The following is a 17,202-nucleotide window of genomic DNA, read 5'->3' on the forward strand; positions in this document are numbered from 1 at the left end:
CTAAATAAATAACTGCTGCAGTAAACCTTTTTTATACGTATTAAGCTGTTCTAACTGGGCTTTAACTAGGTTTATTTTCTCGTCTATGGCTGTTAGAAATTTGGCTATTTTGGTTTGTTCTTTTTCACAAGGTAACAAGATAGATGTATTTAAAAATGAAGTTTTTGATATATTGAATCTTGTACTACCTTGAGCTAGTTTAAGTATTGTTTCTCTAAAAAAACTACTCCTAAATAAATAACAGGCAAAATAGGGGCTAAGGATCTTGAAAGAATTAACTCTAAAACCAAAGCAAAAACTATTTAAATAAACTTTTTCTTGTGGATATGAAAGCAAAACAGAACTATATGCTATTTCATTTGGAGTTTCTGACGAAATAGTGAAAAAAATATCACCAAATTGTACAGAGTTTTGTTCATCATCTACTGTAACTAAAGAGCACAAATCTAAGTTTATTTTATTATTATCAAAAACTTGTTTGTATGTAATATATTTTGAACCTTTACCAAAATCATTTGATGATTTACCTACTAATCCATTAAAAGATTTACCAATATCATTTAATATTTTACTTTCCCACTCAGGAAATTCTCTTCCATTATCATCTTTAAAGCGTAGTTGCTGACTAAAGATTTGTTGCATAATGTTCCTTTTATACTGCTCTAGTAGTTGGCATTGTTTTTCTTGCTGATTAATACGGGTATCTAGGGTGGTTAAAAAAACAGCTATTTTAGTTTGTTCTAATAAACTATGAGGATATGTTACTACCATTTTTGCAATCATATCCTTTCTAACTGAATCAACAGAATTCTTTGCTGATATTCTTATTACTCTATTGTAAAATTTTTCTGAAAAATAATAATATAAATATTTACCTAATATTTTTTTATCAAAGTTATATATACAATAAACTCGCTGGTGAAAATCAAACTTACCATTAATATAATGATAAATTTTTCCTACTCCAACACCATCTCCTGCTGTAAGAATAGCCTCCCCATCAAAAGAATAACTATTTATTTTTTCGATATTTTGAGATCTAACATAAAAAGGATATCTCCCCCTATCATCTTTATCTTGTGTATCTTTATTGCCTGTGGTTATTTTGGCAAGATCTTCTATTTTATTTGACAAAAGAGAACTACCAAACTCTTTGAATCTTAGCTTTGGCACTAACATTAGTTACTACTCCCTACACTAAAAGGTGGTAAGATACCTAGCTCATCACAAAAGCCTGCTAGTTGCAGGTCGGTTTGTTTAGCTTGCTGTTCTACTTCTGACAATTGTTTAGCAATGGTATTAATATCTATAGGGGCTTCTTCTTCAAAGGTATCTACATAGCGCGGGATATTAAGGTTGTAGTCGTTGTCTTTAATTTCTTGCAAGCTCGCCACATAGCTATATTTTGCTTGGTCTTTTCTGGCTTTGTAAGCTTCAATAATCTTATTAATATCTTGTAACCTTAATTTATTTTGGGTTTTTGCTTTTTCAAACTCTTGGCTAGCATCTATAAAAAGAATATTGTCTGCTTGTTTACGGCATTTTTTAACCACTAATACACAGGTGGGAATGCTAGTACCAAAGAAGATATTGGCAGGTAAGCCTATTACCGCATCAATACAGTTAAGTTGTGCTATCAGGTATTGGCGAATATGCCCTTCAGCTGCCCCTCTAAATAGTATACCGTGGGGTAATATTACAGCCATGGTGCCATCTTCTGCTAGCTGGTAGTACATATGTTGTACAAATGCCATATCCGCTTTGGTACGTGGGGCAAGTTTGCCATAGCGACCAAAACGGTTGTCGTTCATATGAAGCGGGTTAGCACTCCAATGAGCAGAAAAGGGCGGATTAGCCACAATAGCTTGGAATTTTTTATCGAGGTGTTGGGGTTTTTCTAAGGTATCTTCTTGCCTAATATCGAAGTTGCTGTAGTGAACATCATGTAAAATCATATTCATACGAGCTAAGTTATAGGTGGTGCGATTAAGTTCTTGGCCATAGATATGGTCAACACTTTTGGCTTCTCTTTTTACCCTCAGTAGTAATGAACCACTACCACAGGTAGGGTCATAAACATTTTTAAGGGTTTTATTATCGAGGGTAACAATTTTAGCTAATAAGGTAGAAACAGCTTGTGGTGTGTAAAATTCACCTGCTTTTTTACCTGCATCACTAGCAAACTGTCCTATTAGGTATTCGTAAGCATCCCCTAGTACATCATTATCTGTATTGGTTAGGTCAAAGTTAATATCATCTAAATGAATAAAGATTTTAGAGACTAGGCTATTTTTATCTTCTACAGTTCTACCTAGTTTAGTAGAGGTAAGGTCTAAATCTTCAAATAGGTTGTCAAAATCATCGGCACTATCACTATTTTGGGTACTTTTTTCGATATTATTTAGAATAATACCTAAATCTTCTAATATAAAGCCTTGATCTTCTGCTTGAGGATCGTCTTTACAACGTTTTGCTAAACGGTGGAATAACTCATTAGGGGCTAAAAAGTAGCCTAGTGTATCCGCTAATTCATGGTGAATGGCTTGTGTATATTCTTTGCCTTGTTGTGTGGTAGTGTCTATATCCACATACTTTATATTATCTCCTGCTAGTAACTCATCAGCCTGATGCTGCATTTTTTCGGATAAATATTTGTAGAAGATAAAGCCTAGAATGTAGTTTCTAAACTCATCCGCATTCATTTTACCTCTAAGGGTATTGGCAATAGCCCATAGTTGTTGTTGGAGTATGCGTAGCTGTTCTTCTGACATAATTAGATCCATAGCAAAGATAAGCAAAAAACCATTATACAACAGTAACTAGTATTATGGTTGGCTATTAAGTGCTAGGTTTGTTATATGGATTTGTAGGTATTAGCATCTGGCTAAGAATAGAGGATTGAATATGATTAAATGCTGGATATATTTATTCAGTTTACTTTTTGAAAACTTTGAAATTCAACATAAAGAATAATTTACTGTTTTTATGGACTGAAAAAATTAATTCTTTTTTTGGACTCCAGAAATTAACTAGAATAAATATAAATAACAATAAGTTATCTCTAATTATTTTTTGACTATAAAAACTCTATTATTAATAAGTAGTTAAAAGCCTATTTTCTCACGCGTAGGGGTGTGCGCTAAGTGTTCACCTTTTTATTTGTATTAATTGGCTAGCAATGCTTTAACAACTAAAAGTGTGCACAATGTGTTCTCTTTTGAGAATATTATTTTCCACGCGTGGAGGTGGTCACTAAACTATCACTATTATTTATGTATACACGCGTAAGGGTGGTTCTTTTATTGGTTCAATGGTTCTTTTTTTAGTAAAGAAGGCATAGGACTAAGCAAAAGAGCTTATTTTTAAAAGATTAGTAAAGTGTATTTATTATATTGTAATAGGCTATCTTTTACTTCTTTTATTAGTTAATAAAAATACTACTACGTGGCAAATATATATAAAGGAGTTCATTTTTTGAACTGATGTTTTGTTTTATGTGTTCAATAATTGAACCTATAAATCCTTTGTAGAAGTAAAAACTGTTTATTATATAGCCAATGTTTTTGTTATCAGGTCAATTTATGTACTTAATCAGTTCAGTAAATGAACCTTCATTTTATTCTTTGTCTTTACCTTCTATAATTTGTTTAATTGTATAGTATGGTTTTATTGTTTGTTCTATTTCGAGTTCTAGTCCATCTATATGATCTATAGCTTCCCATGTAATAGCAAATAGATTACAGCTTACTTCACTATTTAAAAAAAGCCCTTGTCTTGTTTTAATAATAAAGCGTTTGTCTATTAGTTCTTTTAAGCCTTTCACCAGTGTAGCTTTAGATTTTATACCCCATTGTTTGGCCATCGAATGTGAGGCTGATAAATTTCCATTATTGATACCATAATATTGTATTAATATACCTTGTAATATCGCTCTAGACGACAGTTCTAGACTATAGTAATGCTTACTCACAAAAAGACTATAAGGAAGTTTTCCAAATCTTCCTTTAATCTTATATTTATTTTTTAATTTAGTAGCTACTCTGCCCATGACTAGTCTTTTATGTATTAATAACTATTATTGGAATTGCTATTACGTTCTTCTAAACGCTGGTTAATCCACTGTTGAATTTCTTTGTACTCCCATAATGAGGATTTACCAAACTTAGCTTGTATTGGAAAAGTACCTGCTTTGATATAGTTGTACACACTGGCTCTGGATAAGCCTGTTAGGCTCATTACTTCTGCTAAACGAATTAGTCTTTTGTTTTCTGTACACATTGTATTTGCTCCATAACGGTTTAAGAATGTAGTGATAGAGTAAATAGGATGTGATTTTTTAAATAGTCCCTTCCGTTACGAGAAATAAGGTTTTTCGTTACAGAAGGGGGTATTTTTTATGGCTTTACTTTGTTGATTTAGCAGATAATTTTTCTATAATTTGTTTTTTCTGTATATCTGTATTTATTTCATCTTGTTGGCTTTTTCGACCTGTACGTTTGGCATAATCTGGACAAGTAGGTTTTATCCATTTTTTTATGGTTAACCTAGTGGGTACTGATTCGGTATCTTGGTACTTATAAAATAGTATTTCACTGATAAGCTCAACTATATCTCCTGTTCGTAATAGTTGTTGCTTGTTATCAAGTTTCCATATTTTTGTCGCCAATTCTATTATGGCTTGTTGTTTTTGTTTATTTGCTTTGATTGTGGTTTGTAATCCTACCATTCGTTTTTCTATTGTTTGTCGTTGTTTTTGCTGATTGTTCGTCAGTTCTGAACGGTAGATATTGGCATGGATTGAAACGCCATTAGTTAAACAACCCATAGCATTAATCAGTTGTTTAGCGATATCGCTATAATCATAATGGGTCAATGGTGGTGTTTCACTGCCAAGTAGTAAACGTATTGGATCTTTATATTTATTAAACTCAAGTTTTTTTAAGACACGTTGAATAAACTTTAGTGATAGTACAGCATATAAGTGTAAGGGCTTTACTATTTTTTTACTAGAAAGTAGGTAAGTTTGTTGCTCTTTATTAGCATCTAGGTAGTTTACTAGTATGTCTATATGGTTAGTAAACTCTTTTTGAGTAAGAGCTGGGTTAATGCGTTTTAGATCAGTTAGTTTGTATTGTGCATATTTGAAAACTTCTTTAGCTAATAGTTGCCTGATTTCATTAATTTCACCTAATGTAAAATCTTTTAGTAAATATATGGCTATTTCAGCAATACTACCTATACCAAAGCTGTCAATATAATAAAAATAAGGTTTAAAAGGATTGGAATAGTTACTTATATAAGCAGCTGGAATATTTTCTGAGGAATAAGCAATCGATAGTCTATCTATTGAATTGATAGAATTGCTTTTATTAGCTGAAGCTGTCATTAAATATCCCTAATCATTATTAAATAGGTGATTAATTTTAACAGCTATAGTCTTTATTGGATGGTTTATTATATTAAAGTATTAGCTTTCAAATATAATTACATAATGTGTAGCTACAATCTTTTTCAAAGAATTAAATAACATAAGAACAAACGGTCACTATGCGGTCACCAGAAAGATATTTTTTAAGAAAGGGAATTTAAAAGAAAAGAAAATATTAATAACTTATTGATTTAATTGGTCGGGACGGAGTGATTTGAACACTCGACCCCTTGCACCCCATGCAAGTGCGCTACCAAGCTGCGCTACGCCCCGATATAGAAAAAATCTTATTGAAAATAAGGTGGCAAATAATACACTAACTATAATAAAAAGAGTAGCCTTAATAGGTGCTATATTTATAACTAGGTTGATCCATTATATTAATCTTAACATTAAGGTTCGCTTGGACTGGTTATGTTATATGGAGATGGTTTATACTGATATTGCATAAATAGAGGCTTATTGATCTAATAAATACATTCTGCCCACTATTTATGGCATCATAATAATTACAGAGATGAGTTTATTTCCCGCTTTAGGAGGCAGTATGCAACTTAAAAAATTTCTTGTCGTAGTTGACGCTAAACACGGCAGACAACCCGCGTTAAAAAGAGCAGCTTGGCTTGCTAAACAAGCATCTGCCACATTAGATCTTCTGTTAGTTGAATACGATTCGTCTTTTGATGGCTTCCATTTGTTTGGTGGAAATAAAGAAGAAAATGAAGGTAAAGCATCCTTACTAGAAAATAAAAAAGAGTGGCTTGATGTGTTAGCACAACCACTTAGAGATGAAGGTCTTACTGTTACTACAACCGTACGCTGGAACAAACTTCCTTATAAAGAAGTAATATCTTATGCCAATGAGACTAAGCCTGATATTGTGTTTAAGAGTGCTTACTCAGAAAACATGTTAAAACGTTTATTTATTACTAATAATTCATGGCAATTAATTCGTAATTGTACTTATCCATTATGGTTAGTACAGCATGGTGATTGGGAGGGTAATAAATTATGTACCGCTCTGGATCCTTTGCATGTATCAGATAAACCAGCTTATTTAGATAATGAGTTAATTACTATCTCTAAAGAGCTTTCAAATATTCTTAAAATGCCAGCTAATTACTTACATAGTTATGCAGCTATGCCTCGTCCACAACTATTTGGTGGTGAACAATCAAGAGCCTATGACCAGTATTTAAAAGATTTTGTTAAAGAACATACAGATGCTTTTGAGAATTTACTTAGTCACTATCCAGAAGTTTCTAAAGATCAACAATTCTTGTTAGAAGGTTTTGCTGAAGAAGTTATTCCTAACTTTGTAAAAGAAAAACAAGTAGGTCTAATGATTATGGGAGCAGTTGCTCGTGGCAGTTTAGATAACTTGTTGATTGGCCACACAGCGGAGCGTGTACTAGAAGCTATAGAATGTGACTTATTAGTAGTGCATCCACAAGTAAATGGCGGTAAAACGGAAATATAATATTCACTCTCTGAACGAAGTAAATATTAGTATTAAGAATTGTGGTTTATAATATAACAAACTCTATTATAAACCACTTTTTTTTGAGAAGGATTTTATGACTAACCGTCGCACTAAAATTGTTGCTACACTAGGCCCTGCCAGCACCTCTCCTGAAATGTTAGAACAACTTATATTAGCTGGAATTGATGTAGCACGTCTTAATTTCTCACATGGCACACCAGAAGAACACAAAGCCAGAGCAGCTTTAGTACGTAGCTTAGCCAAGAAACATAATCGCTTTGTAGGATTATTAGGTGACTTACAAGGCCCTAAAATTCGTATTGCTAAATTTACAGACAAAAAAATTGAGTTAAAAGAAGGTGATACTTTCCGTTTTTCAGTAACCCATCCAAGAGATGCAGGCACTAAAGAAGTGGTAGGTATCGATTACCCCGATTTAGTAAAAGACTGCAAAAAAGGCGATGAGCTTTTATTAGATGATGGCCGTGTCGTAATGCAAGTTGAGCAAGTCACTAAAGATGAATTAATTTGTAAAGTGTTAATTGGTGGCCCTTTATCAGATAATAAAGGAATTAATCGTCGTGGTGGCGGATTAACCGCACCTGCACTGACTGAAAAAGACAAAGCAGATATTAAACTAGCGGCTGAAATGGAGTTGGAATATATTGCCGTCTCATTCCCACGAGATGCCTCTGATATGGCTTATGCTCGCCAATTAAAAGAAGAAGCAGGTAGTTCTGCATGGTTAATTGCCAAAATAGAACGTGCTGAAGCAGTAGTCGATGATGAAGCTTTAGATGGCCTAATTCTAGCCAGTGATGGTGTAATGGTAGCACGTGGTGATCTTGGTGTTGAAATTGGTGACGCGGAATTAGTAGGTATCCAAAAGAAAATTATTCAGCATGCACGCCATAACAATAAAATTGTTATCACTGCTACGCAAATGATGGAATCGATGATTAACAGCCCAATGCCTACTCGTGCAGAAGTATCCGATGTGGCGAATGCTGTATTAGACTATACAGATGCTGTGATGCTATCTGCTGAAAGTGCAGCAGGTAAATACCCACTGGAAGCTGTGAAAGCAATGGCAAGAATTTGTATAGGCGCAGAAAAAAGTCCAATTGCAAGAAAATCAAATCATCGTTTAGGCGAAACCTTTAATCGTTGGGATGAAAGTATTGCCCTTGCAGCTATTTATACAGCGAATCACTTCCCTGGTGTTAAAGCAATTATTAGTTTAACAGATAGTGGTTATACACCATTAATTATGTCACGTATTCGTTCATCTATCCCTATTTTTGCCCTTTCACCAAAAGCAGAAACGCAAGGTAGAACCACTTTAATTAGAGGAGTACAACCTATTCCTTTCGATCCAGCAGCCTTGCCAGAAGATAAAGTAAGTCAAGCCGCTGTTGATGAGTTAGTAAAACGTGGCGCTGTACAAGATGGTGATTGGGTTATTTTAACAAGAGGTGACAGTTACACACGCCGTGATGGAACCAATACCATGAAAATTTATCGTGTAGGTGATTTAATCGTCTAATTTCTATTGCTTAGTTATAGCCCTACTAAAGGGCTATAACACTTAAACTACCATCTTAATCTACTGTTCTTATTGCATTTTTCACAAATTTAACGATTAAAGTATGTAGTTAACATCGTCATTGTAACCATTAACATCAACAATAAAATGACAGCAATAATGGCACATAAAACAGTTAATGCTTTTTGGGTGCTTACATCCTGACTATCAATAAAGGGCGATACTTTAGATAAACCGAAACCACCTATAAGCGCTAATACAGCAGCCACACTATATAATGCCATTGGCGAAGTAAGATTAACGCTAAAGCCAATAGTCATACCTAGAATAAACCCAATAGCACCACCAATAACCGCCAATGAAATAGCAAATATATTTCTCATTTTAATCCCATATGCAAATAAGCTAGGTTTAACCTAGCTTATTGTAAATGTAAAACTCAAGAAATAAATATTATTGAGAGTAAATTTGATCAAATATAGCTCCATCAGCAAAATGTTTTTTCTGAATTTCGTCCCAGTTGCCAAAATTTTTCTCTATAGATAAAAATTCTACTTTAGGAAAACGATCAGAAAACTCAGCCAAGATAGCTTCATTTCTAGGACGTAAATAATTCTTAGCCGCTATACGCTGCCCTTCATCAGACCATAAATAGTTTAGATAAGCTTCAGCTTGCGCCTTGGTTTTTTTCTTTTCAACCACTTTTTCTACAACGGCTACTGGCAGTTCGGCCTCTGCAGAAACACTTGGATATACTACTTCAAAACCACCTTTACCAAATTCTTTAGCAATCATTTCTGCTTCATTTTCAAAGGTAATTAATACATCACCCTGCTGATTTTGCATAAAGGTTGAGGTAGCCGCACGCCCACCTGTATCTAAAACTAACACATGCTTAAATAAGTCTTTCACAAAATCCTTTGCTTTTGCTTCATCGCCACCTTGTTTAAGAATATAACTCCAAGCAGAAAGATAAGTATAACGACCATTACCTGATGTTTTAGGATTTGGAACAATTACCTCTACGCCATCCTTAACTAAATCTGGCCAATCTTTAATATTTTTAGGATTACCCTTACGAACAATAAATACCGTTGCAGAGGTAAAAGGTGCACTATTATTAGGTAATAGCGTTTGCCAATTAGCAGGTACTAAATTGCCATAGGTAACAAGTGCATTAATATCGGTTGCCATATTCATGGTCACCACATCAGCTTTTAAACCATCAATGACAGCACGTGCTTGTTTACTGGAACCACCATGAGACATTTGGATTTTTACACGATCATCCTTATGCTGTTCATTCCAATATTTCTCAAAAGCAGGGTTATAATCTTTATAAAAATCACGCATTACATCGTAGGAGACATTTAACAGCAGCTTATCCGCCATGACATGTCCACTAAACAACGTACTTAATAACACCAGTGAAGCCAGTAAAATTCGTTTCATAAACTACCTTATTAATATGTTTAACTTACAAATAAATCTATATATTAAAAAATTTGTTAACCTCAGCTTAACACTTTTTCTATACTCCACAAAATTAACAGTTAGTGCAATTTGTTATTACTAAATAACTTGCTGAAATATAGAAAGTACATAGGATTTCAACTATCCTTAATAGAACAAAACTTTGGATGTATCAAGTGAAACGCTATCTTGGTTATTTATTGATAATTAATTTGCTTATAACCTGCTGCCTTTTCTTTTATAGAAATGCTTTACCCTCGCCTAGCGCACTTAATCCACTATTAAAAAAAGAACCTTTACAAACTATCACTTCTAAACAACCCTTTTATGTAAATACTAAAGAGTTTCGTTTTTATATAGCTCCACTTTATGAATATACCTTACATGGTCTTGTAGTAAGTAAATACAATGCTAGAAAAAAGTTTATGGCACGCATAGACAAAGACTTAAATGTATCTGATCTCTGTGTTATTTGGGGAGATAATGCATTCCGAGGCGATTATCAGAAAATATCTTTTTGGAGCGGTGAGTTTACATGCTTTGCTAGGTACGTTGAGGATAAAACTTCTTATACTGAAACCCTAGATGAAGCAAAAAAACTGGCTAGACAATTTTTCTTCTTTAATAACGAACAGTTTTCTAATAATCATTTACTGACTGATAACCCTCAATTAGCTAAGCAATTAAGAAATGTACATATTGGAGATCAAATTTCCTTTTCTGGATACCTCGCTAACTATGGCACATCTCCTAACCAAATCTATCGTTATACAAGCACTGTTCGCACAGACACTGGCAATAGAGCCAGTGAATCAGTCTATGTTACTTCTTTTGTGATATTACGAAAAAATCATTATCGACAAATGTTTAACTTATCTTTAATGAGTCTTTTCTGTATATCGATAATTTGGCTCGCTTATCAATTAACTCCTTTTACGACTAAAAATAACCCTGAACAAGATGATTAGTAGTTATTTCTATACAAAGTGTATATCTTCAAATTAACAAGCAAAAATAAAAGTAATTAAATTTCAATATCTTAAATAAAAATTGTATAAATTTATTGCATATCTAAATAAGAATCATTATATTTAGCATTTACAGATTAAGTGACTAATCAACTGATTTAACCTTAATAAATATGTTTCATATTGCTATAACAGTTTAGAAATAACTAACATTAGAGCCCTTTCACACTATGAAAAAACATACAAAAACATCACTGAGCCTTGCTATGGCTTCAGCTAGTTTACCTTTGGTAACTTACGCAGATACTGCAGATAAAGCAATAGAACTTGATACTCTGACTATTGAAGGTCAACAAGAAACGCCTTATCAAACCAAAAAATTATCTTCTCCAAAATATACTCAACCATTACGAGATACCCCACAAAGTATTACGGTTGTACCTAAAGCAGTAATTGAACAACGTAATGCGATGTCTTTAGAAGATGCATTATCAAACGTACCAGGCGTTACTTTTAACTCAGGTGAAGGTAATGGTGGTGTAGGTGATAGCATCAATATTCGTGGTTTCAATAGCGGTACTTATGGTGGCTCCAACGTTTACATTGATGGTATTCGTGACTCTGCCTTCTACACTCGCTCAGATATGTTTAATATTGAACAAGTAGAAGTAATCAAAGGCTCTAGTTCTGCTGCTTGGGGGGCAGGTGTAATAGGTGGTGCTATTAACTTAGCTAATAAAACGCCAAAACTAGATGACTTTGCAACTATTGGTGGTGGTGTAGGCACAGCAGACTACAAACGTTTAACCTTTGATGGCAATAAAGTTATTGATGCCGATTCAGGTACAGCTGCTCGTCTAAATATGGTTTGGCATAATTCTGGAGTTGATGGTCGTGATTGGTTTGAAAGAGAACGCTGGGGTATTGCACCCTCTATATCTTTTGGATTAAACACCAATACTCGTAATACCTTCTCCTATGAACATTTAACTGATAAAGGTAATTATGATTATGGTATTCCCACAACTCGATCTGGCAAAAGAGCTAGTAAAGTAGATGGTGTTAAATGGGATGGCTACTTTGGTTATCGTAATTTAGACAGAGAAGATATGCGCACAGATCGCGTCACATGGAAATTTGAACATGATTTCAATGATTCGGTAAGCTTCAATAACCAAGCTGTATGGTCACAATTGCAACGTACTTATACTGTTACAACACCCAGTGGTGCCAATGCCTCACTAAGACGTCTGCAAGGTGTTACACGTTATACTGATACTCAAACACTTAGTAACCAATCCAATATTATTTGGAAATTTGATACAGCAGGTATAAAGCATACGTTTGTAGCAGGTATGGAGCTTACTAAAGAATATCTAGATTATAAGTCAGGGGGTCTACGTTACGGTTCTTCGATGGTGACTAATACCCCTATTGATCCTGCTAATCCGCCATCAAAGTATGCAGGTAATAAAGAAATTGCCTATACCAGTAAACTTGAAGCAGACGCCACTACCAAAGCCTTCTATGTAATGGATACACTTAAATTGGGTGATCACTGGCAATTAGATTTATCTGCTCGTCAAGATCACTACAAAGCTAGAATTACTGACACGAAGAGCCGTACTAATACTGGTGGCGTATTATCTACTTGGACAGATGGTGAAAATGACAGCTCTAATGAGAAATTATTTAGCTATCGTACTGCTTTAATCTTTAAGCCTGTTGAATACGGTAGTATCTATGCAAGTTTTAGTACTGCACAGCAGCCCCAGTCTATACGTATCGTTACATCAGGTAGTTTAGGAGATGATTTATCTCCAACAAAAGGCAAAACTTATGAAATAGGCACTAAATGGGACTTATTTAATGAGCGCCTTTCTTTAACAGCGGCTGTCTTTAGAACTAAACTAGATGCCTCAGATTTTGATGACACTGTCGTGCCAACCCAAACCTACAGTTATAAACAAAAAACTGACGGTATTGAATTAGGGGTAGCAGGTAATATTACTGATCGCTGGTCTGTATTTGCTGGCTATGCCTATATGGATAGTGAGGTAGAAGGCCAAGAAGGTTGGGATGATGGTATTACACTACCTAATACACCACGCAACTCAGCCAGCTTATGGACAACTTATGAGTTCCCTTATGATATCAGTTTCAGCTATGGTGTTCGCTATGTTGGGGAAAGAAGTATTCCTGGTGGCCGTGGTACAACCATGACCAATGCTTCTAAAACAGTTGTACCAAGCTATACAGTGCATGATGCTGCTATTCAATGGCAAGCGAATAAAAACCTTAACTTAAGGTTAAATATTAACAATATCTTCAACAAACATTACTGGCGCCAATACAATGGCCGTGGCTTTGGTTTACCTGGCCCAGGACAAGGCGCACAGCTAACCGCTGAATATCGTTTCTAATGACCGTTAGTAACCTTATACAATTTTCCGCAGAAACGCCACACCAAGCAGCTAGCTTGGTGTTGGCCATTGCAAAAACAGGCAATGCCAAAGCACAAGCGCAATTAGCGCAAATGCTACTGGATGGAAACGGTATTAAAAAAGATCGTGGGTTAGCATTACAGTGGTTTACCATTGCCGCTAAAAATGGCTACTTACAGGCTATTAATATGCTTGGCCGTTGTTATGAAAACGGTTGGGGTTGCACTATAAATTATACAAAGGCCGCACAATACTATCAGCTAGCTGCTGAAAAAGGGCTTAACTGGGGAATGTATAATTTTGCTAACCTACTTATCAAAGGTAAAGGCGTAACTAAGGATCTGACCAAAGCGTTTGATTTATATTATCAAGCGGCACAAACAGGACATGCTAAATCCATGAATTTAGTAGGTCGATTCTTTGAAGAAGGTTGGTTAGTAGCAGCTGATTTAGACAAAGCCATCAACTGGTATAGACGCTCTGCTTCTGCTGGAGACTTCCGAGGCCAATGCAGTTATGCATCTGTACTAACAGCCCAAGGTAAAGTGGATGAAGCCGTTATCTGGTTAAGACACTCTATGCAAACAGCTACCCACGGTTTTTTACAAAAAATGGCTAGAGCCTTATGGCAATCACCTCACAAACCTTTACAAGAAATAGCGATAGAAATGTTTGCCCACTGTGCTGAACAAGGTGATCTAACAGATCAACAAGCCTATCTAGATATTCTTCAACAGCAATCTATTCAGTCTTAGGAAAACGTATATGCTACTACATATCCCTAATATCTTTTCTAAACAAGAAGTTAGTTATATCCGTTCACGTTTAGAACAGGCCAATTGGCAAAATGGTCAATTAACTGCAGGACATATAGCCATTAACTGCAAGGATAATGAACAACTTGATGAAGAAGATCCATTTGCCATTGAATTAGGTGATGAAATTATTAAACGTCTAGGTAATAATCCACTTTTTATTTCTGCCGCTTTACCCCATAAAGTTTTTCCACCCATGTTTAATCGCTATAGCGGTGGCGGTACCTATGGATTTCATATTGATAATGCTATTCGCAAGCCTAAAACCAGTCCTCTGCGTGTAAGAACTGATGTGTCTTCTACCTTGTTTTTTAGTGAACCTGAAGAATATGAAGGGGGCGAATTAGTCATTCAAGATACCTATGGTGAACAACGCGTTAGATTACCTGCTGGTGACCTTGTACTTTATCCTTCTACCAGCCTTCATCAAGTCACCCCTGTGACTCAAGGGACTCGCTATGCTTCCTTCCTTTGGACACAAAGCATGATACGCTCTGATGAACAGCGTCGTTTACTATTTGATATGGATATGGCTATCCAAGAACTAACTAAAGATATAGCTAATCATCCTGCAATAATTAAACTGAGTGGCAATTATCATAATCTGTTACGTCAATGGGCAGAAGTCTAAAATCAACGCTTTCTAAACTTCTTGTAAAATAACAAGCCATTAATAGCCTAAACATTTTAGGCTATTTGCATTATTATAAATTATCTTAGTCTCTATAAATAAAATTAAGGTAATGAAATGACTGCCCCACAATTAAATAAAGCCATTAATGATTTCACAGTATCTGTAACAGGTTCCCCTACTACAATTAAACTTTCTGATTTGAAAGGAAAGAATATTGTTATCTATTTCTACCCAAAAGATAACACGCCAGGTTGTACCACGGAGGGACAAAATTTCCGCGATCTTTATCAACAATTTCAACAAGCCAATACAATTATTTTTGGTGTATCACGTGAAAGTATAAAATCCCATGAAAATTTTAAAGCTAAACAAGAATTTCCTTTTGAACTTATCAGTGATCCAGAAGAGCAACTTTGTAAGTTATTTGATGTGATTAAACTAAAAAAACTATATGGTAAAGAATATATGGGTATTGATCGCAGTACCTTTTTAATTGATAAAGAAGGTATCCTTCGTCAAGAATGGCGCAAAGTTAAAGTAGAAGGACATGCTGAAGAAGTATTAAAAGCAGCGCAAGCGCTTAACTAAGTTATATAAAACTAGTTCATGCTGAGTGGAAAATTTATTCTATCCACTCAGCTATAAGCATTGAAAACAAAACGTTGATTTATCATTTTAAAAAACAATAATATTATTTTAACGTGATAGCTTTATCTTCAAATAATAGTTGTTACACAGTAAATAATAGTAAAATCATAGATTAATAAACAAAATAAAACTTTTTTTAAATTATCCTTACTATCCAGTATATAATATTAAATTACTGTCAGTATTTTTACTAACTTAGGAGCCTATTGGTGTCTGTCGTTTTTGTTGCATCCTCACTACTACCTACTCCTTTTGCAGTGTTCACCATGCATGGTTTCTTAGATGAAGAAACAGGTATTGAACATGTTGCACTAACCCTTGGTGATGTCGCCAATGGAGAAGCTGTGTTAGGACGGATGCACTCTGAATGTTTAACAGGTGATGCCTTATTTAGCTTACGTTGCGACTGTGGCTTCCAACTAGAAGCAGCAATGAAAGCTATTGCTAAAGAAGGTCGCGGCATACTACTTTATCTACGACAAGAAGGACGTGGTATCGGCCTATTAAATAAGATTCGTGCCTATTCATTACAAGATAAAGGTGCTGATACAGTCGAAGCCAATGAGCAACTGGGTTTTCCTGCAGATATGCGGCAATACGATATGTGTTTACCCATGCTTAATCATTTAGGTATAAACGCCATCCAATTAATGACCAATAATCCTAAAAAGATAGCTGCATTAAAAGCACTAGGGATTAATGTAGTTGAACGTAAGCCTATTGAATTTGGTAAAAATCGTTATAACCAAAACTACTTAGCCACTAAAGCTGGCAAGATGGGGCATTTATTTGGTCTGCAACATCAACAAGAAAAATCTGAAGATAACACTCGTTAATGGGTATTACCTCATTTATGTACCGACTAATAAAACTCATTACTATCCTGTTTATAGTAAGTCATTGTTCTATTAGCTCTGCTAATTCACAAAAACTACGGGTTATTAGCTTAACCCCCTCTTTAACCGATATCGTTATTGAATTAGATGGTGCAGACTTATTAGTAGGTATATCAGAATATGATAAACAACGCTTACCGATATTAGAAAAAGCCCAGCCTGTTGGTAGCTTAGAAGGCTATTCCATAGAGAAAATAATTAGCTTAAAACCAGATGTTATTTTAATTTGGCCTACTAGTATAAAACCATCACAACAACAACAGCTAACTTCTTTAGGCTATAAAATAGTTGAAACCAATCCCCATACACTTGATGAACTTGCTTTACAACTAGCTTCACTAGGTAAACAAATTGGTAGGGAAAGGCAAGGTAAAGAGCTATCTCAAAAAATGCAGCATGAACTGTCTTTTTTACGACAACGCTATTACCAGAAAACGCCTTTAAAAGTATTTTACCAACTATGGGATAAGCCTATTTATACCATAGGTAAAAATCAAATTATTGGCGATGCTCTTAAAGTTTGTGGCGCTGAAAATATTTTTGATAATGTTGATTTACCTGCCCCTCAGGTAAATATAGAAAGTGTGTTAGCCAAAAACCCACAGGCAATTATTGCTTCGCAACAATCATTACTCAATGCTTGGCTCGCTTGGCCACAATTAGCTGCGGTAAAAAATCATAAACTATATATTTTTGATAACGATCGTATTGCTCGTCCCAGTTTTGCTATGTTAGAAGCTACTAAACAATTATGTTTATTATTAAACCAAGATAAATAAAATAATCCTAATTAAAAATAATATTAGCTCACAATATTCTAGTTAATGTAAATTTCATTTAATTATGTAAAGAATAAGTAAACAATTA

The 17,202-nt window shown here is 34.7% G+C and carries 16 protein-coding genes and 1 tRNA gene; 9 read left to right on the forward strand and 8 right to left on the reverse strand.

Annotated features, from left to right (window positions below; all coding sequences use genetic code 11):
• From JHT90_RS14365 to JHT90_RS14390, 6 genes are all read right to left on the reverse strand, one after another.
• Positions 1 to 1,179 (reverse strand): restriction endonuclease subunit S, encoded by a 1,179-nt coding sequence (locus JHT90_RS14365; RefSeq protein WP_201092267.1) that lies wholly within the window; start codon positions 1,177 to 1,179, stop codon positions 1 to 3.
• Positions 1,179 to 2,771, reverse strand: coding sequence for a type I restriction-modification system subunit M (locus JHT90_RS14370; protein ID WP_201092269.1), 1,593 nt, complete (start codon positions 2,769 to 2,771; stop codon positions 1,179 to 1,181). The genes JHT90_RS14365 and JHT90_RS14370 overlap by 1 nt, the downstream gene beginning before the upstream one ends.
• Positions 2,772 to 3,616: 845 nt before the next feature.
• The gene (locus JHT90_RS14375; RefSeq protein ID WP_201092271.1) at positions 3,617 to 4,048 is read right to left on the reverse strand and encodes a hypothetical protein; all 432 of its coding nucleotides are present in this window, start codon (positions 4,046 to 4,048) and stop codon (positions 3,617 to 3,619) included.
• Positions 4,049 to 4,065: 17 nt separating this feature from the next.
• Positions 4,066 to 4,278 carry a helix-turn-helix transcriptional regulator gene (locus JHT90_RS14380; RefSeq protein WP_201092273.1) on the reverse strand — a complete coding sequence of 71 codons (213 nt, stop codon included), beginning with the start codon at positions 4,276 to 4,278 and terminating at the stop codon, positions 4,066 to 4,068.
• Between the two features lie 124 nt (positions 4,279 to 4,402).
• Positions 4,403 to 5,386, reverse strand: a complete 984-nt coding sequence (locus JHT90_RS14385) for a hypothetical protein (protein ID WP_201092277.1) — start codon at positions 5,384 to 5,386, stop codon at positions 4,403 to 4,405.
• A gap of 238 nt (positions 5,387 to 5,624) precedes the next feature.
• Positions 5,625 to 5,701 (reverse strand) — tRNA-Pro (locus JHT90_RS14390).
• Positions 5,702 to 5,975: 274 nt separating this feature from the next.
• Between JHT90_RS14390 and JHT90_RS14395 the strand changes: the two genes are divergently transcribed.
• Positions 5,976 to 6,908 (forward strand): universal stress protein, encoded by a 933-nt coding sequence (locus JHT90_RS14395; protein ID WP_201092280.1) that lies wholly within the window; start codon positions 5,976 to 5,978, stop codon positions 6,906 to 6,908.
• 97 nt (positions 6,909 to 7,005) lie between these two features.
• On the forward strand, positions 7,006 to 8,457 hold the full coding sequence (pyk, locus tag JHT90_RS14400; protein ID WP_201092281.1) for a pyruvate kinase: 1,452 nt from the start codon (positions 7,006 to 7,008) through the stop codon (positions 8,455 to 8,457).
• A gap of 89 nt (positions 8,458 to 8,546) precedes the next feature.
• Here the strand turns inward: pyk and JHT90_RS14405 are convergent, their stop codons facing one another.
• Both JHT90_RS14405 and JHT90_RS14410 read right to left on the reverse strand, forming a co-directional pair.
• Complete coding sequence (locus JHT90_RS14405) at positions 8,547 to 8,840, reverse strand: hypothetical protein (RefSeq protein WP_201092283.1); 294 nt, start codon at positions 8,838 to 8,840, stop codon at positions 8,547 to 8,549.
• Between the two features lie 70 nt (positions 8,841 to 8,910).
• Complete coding sequence (locus JHT90_RS14410) at positions 8,911 to 9,909, reverse strand: sulfate ABC transporter substrate-binding protein (RefSeq protein WP_201092285.1); 999 nt, start codon at positions 9,907 to 9,909, stop codon at positions 8,911 to 8,913.
• Positions 9,910 to 10,106: 197 nt separating this feature from the next.
• Here JHT90_RS14410 and JHT90_RS14415 point away from each other — a divergent pair, with 197 nt between their 5' ends.
• The 7 genes from JHT90_RS14415 to JHT90_RS14445 all read left to right on the forward strand — a co-directional run bounded on the left by JHT90_RS14415 (position 10,107) and on the right by JHT90_RS14445 (position 17,114).
• Positions 10,107 to 10,898: a hypothetical protein gene (locus tag JHT90_RS14415; protein WP_201092287.1), complete on the forward strand. Its 792-nt coding sequence runs from the start codon at positions 10,107 to 10,109 to the stop codon at positions 10,896 to 10,898.
• 230 nt (positions 10,899 to 11,128) lie between these two features.
• Positions 11,129 to 13,321, forward strand: a complete 2,193-nt coding sequence (locus JHT90_RS14420) for a TonB-dependent receptor (protein ID WP_201092294.1) — start codon at positions 11,129 to 11,131, stop codon at positions 13,319 to 13,321.
• Positions 13,321 to 14,097 carry a tetratricopeptide repeat protein gene (locus JHT90_RS14425; RefSeq protein WP_201092295.1) on the forward strand — a complete coding sequence of 259 codons (777 nt, stop codon included), beginning with the start codon at positions 13,321 to 13,323 and terminating at the stop codon, positions 14,095 to 14,097. Before JHT90_RS14420 ends, JHT90_RS14425 begins: the two co-directional genes overlap by 1 nt.
• 10 nt (positions 14,098 to 14,107) lie before the next feature.
• Complete coding sequence (locus JHT90_RS14430) at positions 14,108 to 14,788, forward strand: Fe2+-dependent dioxygenase (protein WP_201092297.1); 681 nt, start codon at positions 14,108 to 14,110, stop codon at positions 14,786 to 14,788.
• Between the two features lie 117 nt (positions 14,789 to 14,905).
• Positions 14,906 to 15,379: a peroxiredoxin gene (locus JHT90_RS14435; protein WP_201092299.1), complete on the forward strand. Its 474-nt coding sequence runs from the start codon at positions 14,906 to 14,908 to the stop codon at positions 15,377 to 15,379.
• Positions 15,380 to 15,648: 269 nt separating this feature from the next.
• Complete coding sequence (ribA, locus tag JHT90_RS14440; RefSeq protein WP_201092301.1) at positions 15,649 to 16,275, forward strand: GTP cyclohydrolase II; 627 nt, start codon at positions 15,649 to 15,651, stop codon at positions 16,273 to 16,275.
• 17 nt (positions 16,276 to 16,292) lie between these two features.
• Entirely contained in the window at positions 16,293 to 17,114 is an 822-nt protein-coding gene (locus JHT90_RS14445; RefSeq protein ID WP_201092303.1) for a cobalamin-binding protein, read from the forward strand.
• The last annotated feature ends 88 nt before the right edge of the window (positions 17,115 to 17,202 follow it).

The organism is Entomomonas asaccharolytica (assembly GCF_016653615.1).
GTDB lineage: Bacteria > Pseudomonadota > Gammaproteobacteria > Pseudomonadales > Pseudomonadaceae > Entomomonas > Entomomonas asaccharolytica.